Origin of the sequence: Lentzea sp. NPDC006480 (assembly GCF_040611995.1) — a bacterium.
GTDB lineage: Bacteria > Actinomycetota > Actinomycetes > Mycobacteriales > Pseudonocardiaceae > Lentzea.
This window is the reverse complement of the sequence record NZ_JBEXPJ010000087.1, coordinates 1-15,959: the sequence shown is the minus strand read 5'-3', so window position 1 is coordinate 15,959 and position 15,959 is coordinate 1. Positions and strand designations below refer to the sequence as shown.

Annotated in this window: 14 protein-coding genes; 8 read left to right on the top strand and 6 right to left on the bottom strand. The window is 69.2% G+C overall.

Annotated features, from left to right (window positions below):
• Window positions 1-49: 49 nt before the first annotated feature.
• The gene (locus ABZX92_RS28720; RefSeq protein WP_355565850.1) at window positions 50-910 is read left to right on the top strand and encodes a GNAT family N-acetyltransferase; all 861 of its coding nucleotides are present in this window, start codon (window positions 50-52) and stop codon (window positions 908-910) included.
• Here ABZX92_RS28720 and ABZX92_RS28715 read toward each other — a convergent pair.
• Entirely contained in the window at window positions 882-2,264 is a 1,383-nt protein-coding gene (locus tag ABZX92_RS28715; protein WP_355565847.1) for a PLP-dependent aminotransferase family protein, read from the bottom strand. The two genes, ABZX92_RS28720 and ABZX92_RS28715, sit on opposite strands and share 29 nt — an antisense overlap.
• A 167-nt stretch (window positions 2,265-2,431) precedes the next feature.
• Between ABZX92_RS28715 and ABZX92_RS28710 the strand changes: the two genes are divergently transcribed.
• Entirely contained in the window at window positions 2,432-3,076 is a 645-nt protein-coding gene (locus ABZX92_RS28710) for a pyridoxamine 5'-phosphate oxidase family protein (protein WP_355565844.1), read from the top strand.
• Here ABZX92_RS28710 and ABZX92_RS28705 read toward each other — a convergent pair.
• From ABZX92_RS28705 to ABZX92_RS28690, 4 genes are all read right to left on the bottom strand, one after another.
• Entirely contained in the window at window positions 3,057-3,515 is a 459-nt protein-coding gene (locus ABZX92_RS28705) for a cysteine dioxygenase family protein (RefSeq protein WP_355565841.1), read from the bottom strand. The genes ABZX92_RS28710 and ABZX92_RS28705 overlap by 20 nt on opposite strands.
• Window positions 3,516-3,630: 115 nt before the next feature.
• Window positions 3,631-4,698 carry a cystathionine gamma-lyase gene (locus tag ABZX92_RS28700; RefSeq protein WP_355565839.1) on the bottom strand — a complete coding sequence of 356 codons (1,068 nt, stop codon included), beginning with the start codon at window positions 4,696-4,698 and terminating at the stop codon, window positions 3,631-3,633.
• On the bottom strand, window positions 4,695-5,705 hold the full coding sequence (locus ABZX92_RS28695; RefSeq protein WP_355565836.1) for an NAD(P)H-dependent glycerol-3-phosphate dehydrogenase: 1,011 nt from the start codon (window positions 5,703-5,705) through the stop codon (window positions 4,695-4,697). The genes ABZX92_RS28700 and ABZX92_RS28695 overlap by 4 nt, the downstream gene beginning before the upstream one ends.
• Before the next feature lie 2 nt (window positions 5,706-5,707).
• Window positions 5,708-6,415: a lysophospholipid acyltransferase family protein gene (locus tag ABZX92_RS28690; RefSeq protein ID WP_355565834.1), complete on the bottom strand. Its 708-nt coding sequence runs from the start codon at window positions 6,413-6,415 to the stop codon at window positions 5,708-5,710.
• Window positions 6,416-6,483: 68 nt separating this feature from the next.
• On the opposite strand from ABZX92_RS28690, the gene cofC reads away from it, so the two are divergent.
• The 3 genes from cofC to ABZX92_RS28675 all read left to right on the top strand — a co-directional run bounded on the left by cofC (window position 6,484) and on the right by ABZX92_RS28675 (window position 9,435).
• On the top strand, window positions 6,484-7,107 hold the full coding sequence (gene cofC / locus ABZX92_RS28685) for a 2-phospho-L-lactate guanylyltransferase (protein ID WP_355565831.1): 624 nt from the start codon (window positions 6,484-6,486) through the stop codon (window positions 7,105-7,107).
• Window positions 7,108-7,152: 45 nt separating this feature from the next.
• Complete coding sequence (locus tag ABZX92_RS28680) at window positions 7,153-8,121, top strand: hypothetical protein (protein ID WP_355565828.1); 969 nt, start codon at window positions 7,153-7,155, stop codon at window positions 8,119-8,121.
• Window positions 8,122-8,271: 150 nt separating this feature from the next.
• Window positions 8,272-9,435 carry an acyltransferase gene (locus ABZX92_RS28675; RefSeq protein WP_355565826.1) on the top strand — a complete coding sequence of 388 codons (1,164 nt, stop codon included), beginning with the start codon at window positions 8,272-8,274 and terminating at the stop codon, window positions 9,433-9,435.
• Here the strand turns inward: ABZX92_RS28675 and ABZX92_RS28670 are convergent.
• Window positions 9,354-10,889, bottom strand: coding sequence for a hypothetical protein (locus ABZX92_RS28670; protein ID WP_355565823.1), 1,536 nt, complete (start codon window positions 10,887-10,889; stop codon window positions 9,354-9,356). The genes ABZX92_RS28675 and ABZX92_RS28670 overlap by 82 nt on opposite strands.
• Window positions 10,890-10,951: 62 nt before the next feature.
• On the opposite strand from ABZX92_RS28670, the gene ABZX92_RS28665 reads away from it, so the two are divergent.
• From ABZX92_RS28665 to ABZX92_RS28655, 3 genes are read left to right on the top strand one after another with little or no spacing between them, the layout of a single operon-like run.
• Window positions 10,952-11,143, top strand: a complete 192-nt coding sequence (locus tag ABZX92_RS28665) for a hypothetical protein (RefSeq protein ID WP_355565820.1) — start codon at window positions 10,952-10,954, stop codon at window positions 11,141-11,143.
• Between the two features lie 59 nt (window positions 11,144-11,202).
• Entirely contained in the window at window positions 11,203-13,482 is a 2,280-nt protein-coding gene (locus ABZX92_RS28660; RefSeq protein ID WP_355565817.1) for an RNA degradosome polyphosphate kinase, read from the top strand.
• Entirely contained in the window at window positions 13,482-14,399 is a 918-nt protein-coding gene (locus tag ABZX92_RS28655) for an NUDIX hydrolase (protein ID WP_355565888.1), read from the top strand. The genes ABZX92_RS28660 and ABZX92_RS28655 overlap by 1 nt, the downstream gene beginning before the upstream one ends.
• Window positions 14,400-15,959 lie beyond the last annotated feature (1,560 nt).

Sequence of the window (15,959 nt, the reverse complement as noted above, 5' to 3'; positions counted from 1 at the left end):
CCCGTTTGGGCGATTGCCCCTACCGGCCAGTTCTCGGGTCCATTTACTGGTGGAGATCAACCCTCTGACTGAGGCAGACGTGGGCGGCTACGCGGACCTGCTGATCGCGGCTGGTGCGGTGGACGATCCGAGCGGCCCGGAGCTGACCCGGGAACGCGTTGCCGCCGGGCTGCGGTCACCCGACGGGGCGATCCGGCTGGTCGCGCGTCGTGACGGAGAGGTCGTGGGCGCGGCTCGGGCGTTGGCCGCGGGGCTGAACACGGAGATGTCGGTCGTCTCGGTCACCGTGCACCCCGCTTGGCGGCGGCAGGGCATCGGCACCGCGCTCCTGGACGCGCTCGGTCTGGACCGGATGGCGAGTGCCGGGGTGGTCAAGGGCTCCGCGGGCGAGCCGTGGGCGTTGGCACGCGGGTTCCGGGTGAGCAGCTCGGTCGTGGAACAACGGCTGCAGGTCGCCTCGGCGGACCAGTCGTGGTGGGACGTGCCGGCACCTGCCGGCCATCGGGAGGAACGGTGGACGGACGCTGTGCCGGAACACCTGCTCGCGGCGGTGGTCGAAGGACGCTTCCGGGGGTCGCAGGCGGAGATGGTCCGCGGATGCGAAGCCGTGGTGCGGAAGAACGGGGGCGATCCGCGCGTGGTCGCCGCGATCGAGGAAGCCACCGGCAGGGTCGTCGCGCTCACCGACCTGCTGATCAGCCCGAAACTGCCGACTGTCGCGCGCACGACGGACGTGGTGGCGGCTCCCCCGGACCTGAGCCGGTTCGTGAAGGCATCGGCGCTGCGGTGGCTGGTCGCGGAACGCCCGGACGTCACGCAGGTCCAGGTCAAGATCCTGGCAGGCGACCCGGAGGCGAACTCGTCGCTCGGCTTCGTCACCGTCAGGGAACTGCTGACGGTGACCCGTTGATCAGCTCCGTGAGGACGGGCAGGGCGTTGACGAGCTGCTCGCGGGAGCACGCGCTGTAGCCGATGGCGAGACCGTGGAACTTGGCGCGGTTCACGTAGTGCCTGGCCAGGCCGTCGAGCCGCAGCCCGCGTTCGAGTGCCTGCCGCATGACCTCGCGCTCCCGTTCGAGGCTGGGCAGCAGCACCACGACGTGCGCGCCCGCGTCGTCGCCGAGCACCTTGATGCCCGCGTCGGCGAACGTGTCGACGAGCAACGCCCGCCGCTCGGACAGTTCTCTTCTCAGCTTGCGCAGGTGCCGGCCGAGGTCGCCGGTGCGCGCGAGCTCGACGACGACCCGCTGCCCCGCCGCGGCCGGTCCGGTGCCGGTCAGGTCGCGGTGCTCCAGGATCGTGGTGGCGATGTGCTCGGGCGCGACCATCCAGCCCGCGCCCAGCGTCGGCGTGAGGATCTTGCTCGTCGTGCCGAGGTGGACGACGACGTCCGGCGCGAGTGCCGCGAGAGAGGGCAGCGGCGCCACGTCGTACCTGAGCTCGCCGTCGTAGTCGTCCTCGATGACGAGCCAGCCGTCCCTGCGCGCTCGTTCGACCAGCGCGACCCTCCGCCCGGCCGACATGCGGCCGCCGAGCGGGTACTGGTGGGCGGGCGAGCAGTAGACGGCCTTCACACCGGGCGGAACCGCCTCGGGCAGCAGACCTTCCGCGTCGACGGCGGCCTGGACGACCTTCAGCCCGTTGGCGCGGAAGACACCCACGGCGCGTTGGTAGCCCGGTTCCTCCACGGCCACGGCATCGCCGCGCTTGAGGACGGCGACCGCGATCTCGGTGAGCACCGCCGTGGTGCCGCCGGTCGCGAGCACGGGGTCGGCGTTGACCGCGAGGCCGCGGTGGCGCAACAGGTGCTCGGCGATGGCCTCGCGGTACTCGGGCAGCCCGGCGCGTTCCGGCCGGGACAGCGGCGCGACATCGGCCGCACCCCGCCAGGCCCTCCGCCAGGCCGCGCGGTCGAGGCCTCCTGCCCACGGCGCGCCGGTGCCGAGGTCGACGAAGTCGGTGATGGCGGGGACTACTGCTTTGCGCGAACGTTTGCGCAACGGGCCGGGCGGAGTCGTGGTGACGTAGGTGCCGGAGCCGTGGCGGCCGGCGATCCAGCCCTCCGCGTGCAACTGGTCGTAGGCGGCGGCCGTGACCGTGCGCGAGACACCGAGCGACTCGGCCAACGCGCGCGTGGACGGCAGCCGATCGCCCGCCCTCAACCGGCCTTCCGAGGCGGCCGACCTCAGCGCCTCGGCCAGTTGGACGGCGAGCGGTTCGGCGGACTCGCGGTCCAGCGCGACGGGAAGCGCGGTCTCAGCCACGCGCGGCCTCCCACGCTGGCGCAGGCGTCCCCCGGCGAAGGGGACCCCTTGTTTTCATTCTCCCGGACAGCACCGACACTCCTGGCAGACACGAAGACGAAGTGGCCTTCTCAAATCGATCAGAAATGGCGCTTCAATGATGCCACTTTCCGGGTCACAGTAGGAGCATGACCTCTGACCTGCAGCTCTCCCCCACCCCGCGCAGCACCGTCGTCCGCGGCAAGAAGCGAGCCGTGGAAGACCGCCAGGTGCTCTACGACATCCTCGACGCCGGGCTGGTCTGCCATCTCGCCGTGGAGGTGGACGGGGCGCCGTTCCTCATCCCCACCGCGTACGGGCGGGACGGCAACCGCATCTTCCTGCACGGGTCGACGGGATCACGGTCCATCAGGAGCATGCTCGAAGGCAAGCAGGTTTGCGTCGCGGTCACGCTGGTGGACGGCGTCGTGTACTCGCGGTCGGTGTTCCACCACTCGATGAACTACCGGTCGGCGATCATCCACGGCACCGCGAAGATCGCCGAGGACCCTGGGCACGCCCTCAAGACCATCGTCGAGCACGTCACGCCCGGTAGCTGGGACTACGCGCGCGAACCGTCCAAGAAGGAGCTCGCGCAGACGGCCGCGCTGGAGATCGACCTCACCGAGGCGAGCGTGAAGGTGCGCGAGGGCGGGCCTGGTGAGGAGCCGTCAGACCTCGAAGCCAACCTCGTGTGGGCCGGGCACATGCCGCTCATCACGTCGTGGGGCGCGCCGGTGCCGCACGAGACGGACAAGGCGATTCCGCCGCACGTCAGCGCACGGGGCCGTTGACCGGGTCGTAGCGGTACTGGGTCATGGCGCGCGTGCCGTGGCGGTAGACGTGGATCGACACGGCCGGGTCCACGCCGTCGTTGCGCACCTGGTGCACGTAGCCGGGGCCCCACACGCGCGACTGGCCGGTGTGCAGCGAGTGCACGACCTGGATCCGGGTCGTCACGACCTCGGTCAGCAGGCCGCTGACCACGGTGAACGCGCCCGAGGTCGTCGAGTGGTCGTGCAGCGAGGCGGTTTGACCGGGGAGCCAGCTCATCAGCCAGATCTCCTGGTCGTCGGTCTTGTCGACCAGCGTGGAGAAGCGCTCCTCCGGGTCGTACCGGAGCAGGTGCTTCCAGCGGTCGCGATCGGCCGCCCACGCCAGAGCCACCCGGACGGGGTGCAGCAACGCGGAGTTTTCAGGCAGAACGACGCTGTTCTCAGGAACGGCGAACATCGGGGAAAGTCCTTACCAGGCGAGCGCGAAAAGAGGACGCGGGACTATCGCCAGGTACAACAGCAACACGTGTTGAAGGACATGACGCAGAGGGTCCCGGAACCGGGACCCTCTGTCAAACCAGGCCCAAAGCTTGGGACACGTCCGCGACCAGGTCCTGGGTGTCCTCACAGCCGGCCGAGAACCGCACCAGACCGGCCGGCACCGGGTCGCCGAACTGCGCGCGCCGGTCCGCCGTGGAGTGCAGGCCGCCGAACGACGTGGCCGCCGACACGAGCTTCGACCGCGCGAGGAACGCATCGACAGCGGCGACGTCGTCGAGCTCGAACGTCAGCACGCCGTTGAACCGCCGCATCTGCTGCGCGGCAACGAGGTACGAGGGGTCCTCCGCAGCGCCCGGCCACCGCAGCCCGGCCACGCGGCCCTTGAGCAACGAGTAGATCGCCGCCGCGTTCTCCGCCTGCCGTGCGAGCCGCAGGTCCAGGGTTCCCAGGCCGCGCAACACGAGCCACGACTCGAACGGGCCGGGAATCGCGCCGTTCAACGTCCGCGCGTCACGCACGCGAGTGGCCAGCTCGGGAGAAGCCATCGTCACGTGTCCGAAAAGGACATCGCTGTGCCCGGCGACCGCCTTGGTGTCCGACGCCACGACGATGTCCGCGCCGAGCTCCAGCGGCCGCTGCCCCAACGGCGTCGCGGTCGTGTTGTCCACCGCCAGCAACGCGCCGGCCGCATGTGCCGCATCAGCCAACGCAGCGATGTCGCACACGTCGAGACCGGGGTTCGACGGTGTCTCCAGCAGAACCAGCTTCACGCCGTCGAAGGACGGGTACGGCCCGGCCGTGGGCACCTCGACGACCTCGACGTCCATTTCGGACACGAACTTGCGCGTCAGGAAGTAGCCGTCCGACGGGACCACCAGAGTGTCCCCACTGGACAGCACGGTCCGCAGCAAGGTGGAGATCGCCGCCATGCCGGACGGGAAGACGACGCACTCGCCGCCTTCCAGCGACCCCAAGGCGTCCTCAAGAGACCGCCACGTCGGGTTGCCCGCCCGGCCGTAGTAGTCCGGGCCGCCCAAGTGGAACGCCGACGCGAACACCGGCTGCGCGCCGAACGGATCGCCCGGCTCGCCGGACACCGCGTGCACGACCCGCGTGCCGTCACCGAACTCCGCGGTCACTGACGCTCGTGCTTCCGGTCGCGGCCCAGCAGCGCGGCTCCGAGGTCCCGCACGCTCAGCCCGTCGTGGCACACACCGTTGACACCCTCGGTGATCGGCATGTCCACGTCGTGCGCCCGCGCGAGCTCCAGGATCGAAGAGCACGACTTCACGCCCTCGGCGACCTGACCGTGCGCGGCTTCCTGCGCCTGCGCGAGAGTGTCGCCCTTGCCGAGCCGCTCACCGAAGGAGCGGTTGCGCGACAACGGCGACGCACAGGTCGCCACCAGGTCGCCCAGCCCGGCCAGACCGGCGAACGTCAGCGGGTCGGCCCCGAGTGCCGCACCGAGCCGGGCGGTCTCGGCCAGACCACGCGTGATGATCGACGCCATCGTGTTGTCGCCGTAGCCCATGCCCGCCGCCATGCCGCACGCCAGCGCGATGACGTTCTTGCACGCCCCGCCGAGCTCGCAGCCCACGACGTCGGTGTTGGTGTACGGGCGGAAGTACGAGTTCGAGCACGCGTGCTGCAGGTCGACCGCTCGGTCGTGGTCCGTGCACGCGATGACGGTCGCGGTCGGCTGCCCGACGGCGATCTCCTTGGCCAAGTTCGGTCCCGAGACGACGGCCACCTGCGACTCGTCGACGCCGGCGACCTCGCGGATCACCTCGCTCATCCGCTTCAACGTGCCGAGCTCAACCCCCTTGGACAGCGACACCAGAGTCGCATCCGCAGGCAGCAGCTCCTGCCACGCCGAGAGGTTGACCCGCAACGTCTGCGACGGCACGGCGAGCACGACGGCGTCCGCACCGTCCAACGCCTTCGCCGGGTCGGCGGTCGCGGCCAGGTTGGCTGGCAACGAGATGCCGGGCAGGTAGTCGGCGTTCACGCGGGTCTCGGTGATCGCAGAGGCGACCTCCTGCCGCCGCGCCCACAGCACGACCTCGGGGCCGGAGTCCGCGATGACCTTCGCGAACGTCGTGCCCCACGAACCGGCGCCGAGCACCGCAACGCGTTCGATCGCCATGTTCAGGCCTTCCTCGGTCCGTAGAAGCCTTCAGGTGCCGGCACGCCGCGCACCTCGGCCAGGAGGCCCTTGACGTTGTTCATCAGCAGGTCGGTGACCTCGCGCAGGACGGCCAGCGACTCGTCGCGGTCCTTGAACTCCGACAGGTCGATCGGCTCGCCGACGAGGTAGGTGACCGTCTTGCGGGGGAACGGCCGGAACCGCTTCTTGTAGTGGTCGTAGATGTCGACCGTGCCCCAGCGCGCGATCGGGATCACCGGGCCGTCGTGCTCCAGCGCGAGCCGGGCGACGCCGGTGCGCGAGTTCATCGGCCAGCCGTCCGGGTCCTTGGTGATCGTGCCCTCTGGGTAGATCACCACGACCTGGTCCGTCGCCAGCGCCTCGTGGGCCGCCCGCAGGCTCTGCTGCGCGTCGGACGTGCCGCGGTAGACCGGGATCTGCTTCGTGCCGCGCAGGATCTTCCCGGCGACCGGGATGTTCCACAGGCTGTGCTTCGCGAGGAAGTGCGGCACCCGGCCGTTGCGGTGCGTGAACACCGCGTCGTAGATCGGGTCGAGGTGCGAGATGTGGTTCATGACCAGCAGCGCCGAGCCCTGGCGCGGGATGCGGTCGCCGTGCAGGTACTTCCGCCTGCCCAGCAGGCCCGACAGCGGGTAGACGATCGCCGCGGCGACCCCGACCCAGAAGCCGCCCTTCTCCCTGTTGGCCACGAGGCCTCTCCTCTACCTAGATCTGCGCCCACGAGCACATTAGTCGCCGGATCGTGGACTATGACGAGGTGAGGGATGAAGTCGACCTCGTCGTACCGGTCAAAACGCTCGACAGGGCAAAGACTCGGCTGACCAGCGCGACCGGCGGAGATCCGGTGTCGCACGCGGCACTGGCGCTCGCGCTCGCCATGGACACGGTGAGCGCCGCTCTGCGCACCCCTGGTGTCCGCAGAGTGGTCACGATCACATCGGATCCCGCCGTCGCCGCCGAGATGGCCGCGCTGGGCGTCGAGTCCGTGCCCGAACCGCCAGAGCCCGGACTCAACGAGGCGCTGCGGCACGGCGCGCGCACACTCCGTTCGAACCGCATCGGCGCGCTCCAGGCCGACCTGCCCGCGCTCAGGTCCGACGAGCTCCAGGCCGCACTCGAAGCCGCCAACGCCAGACGAGCGTTCGTCCCTGATCGGCAGGGGACCGGCACGACGCTGCTCCTCGCCGCACCCGGCGGCGAGCTCGATCCGCGGTTCGGCGTCGGATCCGCCGGGCACCACAGGGATTCCGGTGCGATCGCCCTGCTCGGACCGTGGCCGTCGCTGCGCTGTGACGTGGACACAGAAGAAGATCTGCGCCTCGCCTCGATGCTCGGCCTCGGCACGCACACCGCGAACGCCTTGCCCGCCTGGACAACCTGAGCGATCCACACGCGTCCCATGGGTTGATCACACCCTGGGGAGCAGATGCGCACTCTGATCGCGTTGGCGGCGATCACCGTCATTTCCGGATGCACCGCGGCGATGCAGGAGGACAGGCCACCGGACTACACCGCGCCGAGCAAGCTCGTGTCGTGTGCTGCAGACCTGCCGCAGCAGTGGCAGGACGAGCTGGCGCGCAACCAGACCGAAGCCGGTTCGCACGAGCGGATCACCATCGTCGGCGCCGACGAGAACGGCGACAAGACCCTGGTCCGGACGAAGCGCAACCGGACCACGGAGCTGGTGCTGCGCGACCACGGACAGCGCCAGCAGGTGATGGCGGTGCAGGACCAGGAGCAGATCTCCGGCGTGGAGTTCGACGGCCGCTGGGTCACCTTCTCCACCACGGTCGACGAAACATCGACCACCTATGCCTGGGACGCCCGCAACGACGGCGCGCCCGTGCAGATCGGCCGCAACGGTGCCGTGGTGCACAACGGGAAAGCCGCCTGGTCGGATGGCAAGTCGGTGCACGTCTACGACCTCGCCAAGAAGAAGGACAAGGTCGTCGGCCAAGGCACCGCACCGGCGTTCTTCGGCGACACCGTCGTCTGGCTGCAGAACGGGAAGCTCGTGTCGGAGACGGCGCTTCCCGAGCCGTTGAACAAGGTGCGACCGAGCGGGAACGTCGCATCGGACGGCCGAACCCTGGTGTGGACGGAGGGCGAGGACTCCCTGCACGGCTGGCGCACGGACTGGACGCAGCCGCGTGAGCTCGCCGAGATCAAACCCGTGCCGCGCACGGAAGGGATCATGGCTCCTCGGGTGAGCGGCGACTTCGTGTCGTGGCGCTCGGAGTCCGGCTACGTCACGGACATCCGCACCGGCGCGACCATGCACACCACCGAAGGCGCGTACTTGCTGGAAGTCCACGGCGGAACGCTCACGAGGGCGGGCGGCCAGGTCGCCGCGTCCGCTCCGCTGACCTCGCTGACACCGCTGCCCGACTGTTAAGAGCGTGACGAACGCCACGACTGTGTGGTGCTGGGCCACCCAACGGGGAACCCTCGCGCCTTCACATCCGTATCCCCCCATGCACACGACCGATGCACACGACGTACCCCCGACGTCGTTCCCCGACACGTGGCCCAGAGGTGTACCTGCATGTCTTCGTTGACGCACGCCGACTACCTGGCGTTGCGCCGCTTTCCCGCTCTCGACGGTCTCCGCGCCATCGCCGCGGTGATGGTGGTGTTCTTCCACTACGGCGGCCCTGACTGGCTGCAGGGCTGGGCCGGCGTCCAGCTGTTCTTCGTCGTCAGCGGATTCCTGATCACCACGCTGATGCTGCGCGAGGAGCAGCGGACCGGACGGATCTCGCTCAAGGAGTTCTACCTGCGGCGGGCGTTCCGGATCCTGCCCGTGTACCTGCTGGTCCTGCTCGTCACCGCGGCCGGCTCCGCGCTGCTGGGCACGTTCACCAGCAACGGCATCGGCCCGGCGCTGAAGTACTTCCTGACCTTCACCAACGAGTTCGCCGACGGCAGCCCGTACGACCAGTCGTGGACGCTGGGCATCGAGCAGAAGTTCTACCTGGTCTGGCCGCTGGTCGTGGTCGCGACCGGCACGGTCGTGCTCAAGCGCCGCGCCGGTGCCGCCGTCCTGCTCATGCTGCTGGGGCTGGTGGTCGTCAACTTCACGGTGTCGCACCGCAACCCCGGCTGGCCGATGCACTACTTCTCGATCCTGACCGGTGTGCTGCTCGCCATCGCGTTGCACAGCAGGCGCGGCTTCGCGGTGTTGCGGCCGCTGACGAACCCGGTCGCGCAGGTGTTCGTCGCGATCGCGTTCGCCAGCGTGCACCTCGGCCTGAAGCCGGTCGCCGCGTTCATGAACGAGACCGGCGGGATCCAGGGTCACGTGTGGATCATCCCGATGTACGCGCCCGCGACGGCTCTGCTGCTCGCCTCGCTGGTCGCGCCGGGACCGGTGACGGATTTCCTGTCCACGAAGCCGATGCAGTTCGTCGGTGAGCGCTCGTACGCGCTCTACCTGGTGCAGACGATCGCCGCGACGGGTGTCGCGTTCGTGCTGCCGTCGTTGTCCGGCATGGGGCAGGCCGTGGCGGTCACGGCGGTGGGCCTGGCGCTGGCGAGTGTCCTCTACCGGACCGTGGAGATCCCGATGATCGACCTCGGTCGTCGCGTGATCACCCGCCAGCGCGCAGTGAGTCAAAAGCGCGGCACTCAGCAGGGTGCGCCGCAGGCTCCCGCACCGCAGTCGGCCGAGTCGTCGCGGCTCGCGACCATCGGGCAGGCCCAGCCGTAGAACGGGTTCGGGGCGAGCGGCACGCGGTCGCGTCCGCTCTCCCTGGCCAGTTCCTTGGAGTACTCGGTGGTGAGCGTCACGTTGGTGCCGCTCTCCTGCGCCTCGTAAGCACCCTTCTCCAGCGAGACGATCTCGACGCCGCGCGAGATGTCGGCGATGAAGACGTTGTTCTTGTGCCAGTACGGCGCCCACGACACGGCCGAGTCCGGCCGCCAGTACCCGATCTGGATCGGCTTGGCGGGGTTGGAGATGTCGAGGAACCGCGTGCCCTGCTCGTACCAGGAGTAGGCGACGATCCGCTTGTTCACGTCGAAGTAGTGCGCCGAGCACTCGACGTCACCGGGGATCGTGCCCTCCTGGTCGTCCGGGCTCCACACGCCGACGGTCTTCATCTCGAACGGCTGCGCGGTCCAGCCCTCGCCGTTGAACGAACCCTTCAGCGACGAGATGACGAACCGGCCCTCGGTCTTGCACGTGGGCGAGCCGAAGGCTTCCTCGGTGTGCAGCAGCAGCGTGCCCGGCGGGTTCTCCGGCGTCGGGCGAGGTCCGTCGGCCAGTGTCCTGCCGATCGGCCGGAACGAGTTGTGCGTGAACGAGGTCGGCATGTCGACCTTCGGCACGTTGCCGCCCGCGTAGGCGATCGGGTCCCACGCCTTCGCCTCGCGGAACTTGCCGCTCAACGGATCGCGGTGCCAGCCCTGCGTCCAGTAGCCACGCGTGCCGTTGTCGCCCGCGACCCAGGCGATGCCCTGCGCGTCGACCTGCACGTCGTGCGTGATCTTGCCTTCGCCCGGTTTGCCGCGGACGTCGACCGAGACCGGCAGTTCCTTCGGGGTCTTGGGATCACGGATGTCCGTGACGAAGATGCGCCCGGTCTTCGCGTCCGAACGGTCGCGTCCGGCCGTCCACAGGAACTGGCAGTCGTTGATGCAGGTGGTCGTGTGACCGGTGTCCTGCCGGTGGAAGCTCAGGATCTTCAGGTCCGCCGGGTCCACAGCGGACACGATGTAGTTGCCGGTCGGGCGGTCGCCGGGCAGTGCGCGCCCGAACGAGTTCACCTCGCGGGCCAGGAACGCGAGCTTGCGGACCGGGTCGACGTTGATGTCCTCGTTCTCCCAGAAGCGCTGCGCCGGGTCGTCGCCGGGCAGCGCCATCTCCTGCTTGGTGAGGTGGTCGAGGAGCAACGGGTGGTCGAGATCGGTGACGTCGTACGTCTTCAGGCCCGTTTCCAGGCTGACGAACGCGACGTCACGAGGCCCGTACTGGGCGAAGGCGATCGAGATCGCCCGCGCGCTGTCGGGAAGCGTTGCCTTCAGGCGCACGTTCTTGGCCGCCGCTTGGAGGCGTGGTTTGTCCACCGTAGGAGTCTTGGGTTCGGCTGCCGCAGCCGTTGCCAAGCCTGCCGTGGCGAAGGCCAGCAGGGCTGCCGCGGTCAATGTGGCTACAACCTTCATGGCTCGACCCTGGCAGCGCTTCAAATGAGACGAGTAGGTCCGAACGTCTAAGCTTCTGCTCCGTGCAGGCGACCGTGTCGACGTTTAACAGTGACGGATCGGCCGTTGTTCTGCGTGATGACGGCGTTTTGCTCGACGTGAGCGCGGAAGCCGTCACTGCGGGTGGCTGGCGGATGCTGCGTCCGGGGCAACGGGTGACCCTCGAACGTAGCCCCGACGGGGTCGTCACGGCTCTGCGGTTGCCTGTCCTGTGACGAGGAGTTCACCAGACGGACGTCCTGCTTAGGGGCGCTCACGGCAATAGTGCGGAACAATGCAGGACGTGAGCACGGACGACGACAACGACGGCAAGGCGACCCCCTCCCGACGCCGCACGCGCGCCAAGGCGGAAGCGGCGACCCCGCGCAAGCAGCCTCGCGCGGCGACCCGGCGAGTGTCAACGACTCGCGCGAAGGTCGAGCGAGGCCAGGCGGCCGCCGCCCCGCTGCGCGGCGTGCCCTCCGCACCGCCCGCGGTCACGTCCGCCGTCATGCCCACGGATCTGCCGGACGACCGGTACTTCAACCGTGAACTGTCCTGGTTGGACTTCAACGCCCGCGTGCTCGCACTGGCCGAGGACGCCTCGCAGCCGCTGCTGGAGCGCGCGAAGTTCCTCGCGATCTTCGCCTCGAACCTGGACGAGTTCTACATGGTCCGGGTCGCGGGCCTGAAGCGGCGCGCGGAGACCGGTCTGACGGTGCGCAGCGCGGACGGGCTCACGCCGCTCGAACAGCTCGTGGGGATCTCCAAGCGCTCACAGGAACTCGTCGAGCAGCACGCCCGCGCGTTCCTCGACCACATCCGGCCCGGTCTGGAACAGCACCAGATCAGCATCGTGGCGTGGGGCGACCTCACGGACTACGACCGGCTGCGGCTCTCCAACTACTTCAGCGAGCAGGTGTTCCCGGTCCTGACGCCGCTCGCGGTCGACCCGGCGCACCCGTTCCCGTACATCTCCGGGCTGTCGCTGAACCTCGCGGTGACCGTGCGCGACCCCGAGGGCGGCGGCGAGCGGTTCGCCCGCGTGAAGGTGCCGGACAACGTGCCGCGCCTGGTTCGCGTGGAAGCGGACCGTTCTTCGTCCTCCGCGACCTTCCTGCCGCTGGAAGAGCTCATCGCCGCGCACCTGGGCGAGCTGTTCGCGGGCATGGAGGTCATCGAGTGCCACGCGTTCCGCGTGACGCGCAACGCGGACCTCGAAGTCGAGGAGGACCGCGACGAGGACCTGTTGCAGGCGCTGGAACGCGAGCTCGCGCGGCGCCGGTTCGGGCCGCCGGTGCGCCTGGAAGTCGCCGACGACATGACCGAGCACATGCTCGAACTGTTGCTGCGGGAGATGGACGTCGACCCGCACGACGTCGTGACCGTGCCTGGATTGCTCGATTTGTCGTGCCTGTGGCAGATGTACGGCATCGACCGCAAGACGTTGAAGGACCCGGCGTTCGTGCCGGCGACGCACCCGGCGTTCGGTGAGCGCGAGACGCCGAAGAGCGTTTTCGCGACGCTGCGCGAGGGCGACGTGCTCGTGCACCACCCGTACGACTCGTTCTCCACGTCGGTGCAGCGCTTCATCGAGCAGGCCGCGGCCGACCCGCACGTGCTCGCCATCAAGCAGACTCTGTACCGCACCTCGGGTGACTCGCCCATCGTGGACGCGCTGATCGACGCGGCCGAGGCGGGCAAGCAGGTCGTCGCGCTGGTGGAGCTCAAGGCGCGGTTCGACGAGCAGGCGAACATCAAGTGGGCGCGTGCGCTGGAAAAGGCCGGCGTGCACGTCGTCTACGGCCTGGTGGGCCTGAAGACGCACTGCAAGACCTCGTTGGTCGTGCGCCAGGAGGGTTCGACGATCCGGCGCTACTGCCACATCGGCACCGGCAACTACAACCCGAAGACCGCGCGGCTGTACGAGGACGTCGGCATCCTCACGGCCGAGCCGACGATCGGCGCGGACCTCACGGACCTGTTCAACGTCCTCACCGGATACGCGCGCCAGGACGAGTACCGCTCGTTGCTGGTGGCTCCCTACGGCGTCCGGCGGGGCATCGTGGACCGGATCAACCTGGAGATCGAACGCGCGCAGGCGGGTGAACTCTCCGGTGTGCGCATCAAGGTCAACTCGCTCGTGGACGAACAGATCATCGACGCGCTGTACCGCGCCTCCCAGGCCGGCGTGCCCGTCGACGTCGTCGTGCGCGGCATCTGCGGCCTGAAGCCGGGCGTGAAGGGCATGTCGGAGAACATCCGCGTGCGCTCGATCCTGGGCCGGTTCCTGGAGCACTCGCGAATCTTCCACTTCGCCGGCCTCGACGAGTACTGGATCGGCAGCGCGGACATGATGCACCGCAACCTGGACCGCCGCGTCGAGGTGGCCGTGCGCGTCATGAACCCGCGACTGGCCGCGCAGCTCGCCGACGTGTTCACCTCGGCTTTGGACCCCCAGACGCGCTGCTGGGTGCTGCGGGCCGACGGTGAATGGGAAGCGTCGCCGTCCGACGGCTCGTCGGTGCGCGACCACCAGATGGAACTCCTCCACAAGCACGGAGCTCTTGGGTGATCAAAGCTGCTGGGGCGGTGCTCTGGCGCGATGCCGACGGTGACGTCGAAGTCGCGGTGGTGCACCGCCGTCGTTATGACGACTGGTCGTTGCCGAAGGGAAAGCTGGACCGGGGAGAGACGATCCCGGCCTGCGCGGCACGTGAGGTCATGGAGGAAACCGGGTACGAATGCGTGCTCGGCCGGTATCTGCTGCAGACCTCGTACAAGGTGCGGGGCGACGCGAAGACCGTCGACTACTACGCCGCCGAGGCCGTCTCGGGTTCTTTCCTGGCCAACGACGAGGTCGACTCGTTGAAGTGGCTGCCGGTGGCCGAGGCTGCTTCGGTGCTGACGTACGCGCACGACCGCGATGTGCTGGCGGAGTTCGACCGGCTGCCGGCGGACCTGTTGCTGGTGTTGCTCGTGCGGCACGCGAAGGCCGGCAAGCGGTCCGAGTGGCACTTGGACGACGACCTCAGGCCGTTGGCGGACGCGGGCTGGAAGCAGGCTGCCGCACTGCGGGCCCTGTTGCCCTTGTGGTCACCCACGCGCGTCCACACCGCTCCTCGGGTGCGTTGCGCGGACACCGTGCGAGGCGTGGCTTCCGACTTGGCCGTCGAGATGGTCGAGGAGGCCCGGCTGTCCGAGGAGGGCTACTGGCCCGACCCGGACGCGGGACTCGTGCGACTGCTGGAGGTGGCCGCGCTGGAAGGCCGCGCGGTCGTGTCCTCGCAGGGCGGCGTGATCCCGTCCGTGGTGCAGACGCTGGCCGAACTGGGTGGTCTGCGGCTGTCCGAGTTCCCGTGCAAGAAGGGCAGCGTGTGGGTGCTGGCCTTCACCCGCCCGTTCGGCACGTGGTCCACTTCGGACTCACCTTCGCGCTGGCCAACCCTGGTGTCGGCGCACTACCTGGCCTCGGCGCTACCCCGCCCCTGAGAGCCCGCTGCAGACGTTTTCAACCGCCGTCTCCGCCGCTCGACGAAAGTTCGCTTCTGGCAACCAAGTCGGGTTCGGAGGCGGCGGTTTCGCTTGTCCCGGGGGCGTTCGCAGGCGTGCGGGCGTTATTTCTATTGGGGCTTCAGGCGTTCCCGGGAGTGGTTCCGGAACGCCCCCGAGGGTGCCGGAAAGACCCCTCGCCAATCATCTGAGGCGGGCTCGGCATTTCTGTGAGGCCCACTGGGCGCAGGCGTGCGGTGGACGCATCTCTGGGGCGCGGCGTCATTCGTATACCGGTGGTTCGGAGTTGCCGGCACCATTCCGCGCCTCCCAGTCACCTCAGGACCTTCCTCAGGCCGCCGACCCGCTTCTGAGGCGTGCCAGTACGTTCCCGGGCGCTCATCGACGCCTTCGCGGAAAGGTCCAAGAACGCTCTGCAGGCGTCCGACCAGCATCTTCATGCGTGGCAAGCAGGTTCGCCGACGCCCAGCCAGTCTCACTGGGGCGCAACCATCCCCGGCCGGCGCTCGGCTTCCTCCAGGCGTGGCAAGCACCTCTGCGGGAGCTCGTTCCCTCTCCCAAGCGCCCCCGCACCTTCCCGACCCGCCGGCGCATCCCAGGCGTGCCAGCACCTTCCCAGGGCGCTCTCCGGGGCATCCACCGACGGGTCCAAGAACGCTCCCCAAGCGTCCGACCAGCATCTTCATGCGTGGCAACCAGGTTCGCCAGCACCCGGCCAGTCTCCCTGGGCCACAACCATCCCCGGGCCAACGTCCGGCCGCCTCCAGGCGTGGCAAGCAGCTCCGCGTGAACTCGTCGCGCCTCCCGGCCATCTCAGGGCCCTCCCACGTCGCCAGCCCGGGCGAGGCACGCACCCGTTCCGCCTCTCAGGCGCCCAGCACCTTCCCGACCCGCCGGCCCGCATCCCAGGCGTGCCAGCACCTTCCCGCGGCGCTCACCGGAGCATCCACGGACGGGTCCAAGAACGCTCCCCAGGCGCCCGACCAGCATCTTCAGGCGTGGCAAGCAGGTTCTCGCAAGGCCGGCCAACCCCGCTGGGGCGCAACCGTCCCCGCCTGCGCTCAGCCGTCCGCCAAGCGGGGCAAGCAACTGCGCGGGGACTCGTGCCGCCGCCCAAGCGCCCCAGCACCTTCCCCGCAGGCGCTCAGCCGCCCGCGAGGCGTGGCAAGCACCTGTGCGGGAGTTCGTCCCGCCTCCCGGGCACACCATCATCTTCTCTGCCCGCCGACCCACATCCCAGGCGTGCCAGCACCTTCCCGCGGCGCTCACCGGAGCATCCACGGACGGGTCCAAGAACGCTCCCCAAGCGTCCGACCAGCATCTTCAGGCATGCCAACCAGGTTCGGCGGCGCCCGGCCAGTCCCACTGGGGCGCAACCATCCCCGCCGCGCTCGGCCACCTGCCAGGCGTGGCAGGCACCTCCGCAGGGCGCTCGCCCGCGTCCCAGGCGCACCAGGCGTTCTCGGCTCACCTGAGGCTGCTTCCCAGGCGAGCTGAACGAGGACACGGTCGACACGCGTCCCACCGCTCGACCGCAAG

What these genes read in the sequence shown, in the direction of transcription:
- ABZX92_RS28680 (WP_355565828.1), top strand. Translation starts at nt 7,153, where the DNA reads ATGCGCACTCTGATCGCGTTGGCGGCGATCACCGTCATTTCCGGATGC.
- ABZX92_RS28675 (WP_355565826.1), top strand. Translation starts at nt 8,272, where the DNA reads ATGTCTTCGTTGACGCACGCCGACTACCTGGCGTTGCGCCGCTTTCCC.
- ABZX92_RS28695 (WP_355565836.1), bottom strand. Translation starts at nt 5,705, where the DNA reads ATGGCGATCGAACGCGTTGCGGTGCTCGGCGCCGGTTCGTGGGGCACG.
- ABZX92_RS28710 (WP_355565844.1), top strand. Translation starts at nt 2,432, where the DNA reads ATGACCTCTGACCTGCAGCTCTCCCCCACCCCGCGCAGCACCGTCGTC.
- ABZX92_RS28670 (WP_355565823.1), bottom strand. Translation starts at nt 10,889, where the DNA reads ATGAAGGTTGTAGCCACATTGACCGCGGCAGCCCTGCTGGCCTTCGCC.
- ABZX92_RS28660 (WP_355565817.1), top strand. Translation starts at nt 11,203, where the DNA reads ATGCAGGACGTGAGCACGGACGACGACAACGACGGCAAGGCGACCCCC.
- ABZX92_RS28705 (WP_355565841.1), bottom strand. Translation starts at nt 3,515, where the DNA reads ATGTTCGCCGTTCCTGAGAACAGCGTCGTTCTGCCTGAAAACTCCGCG.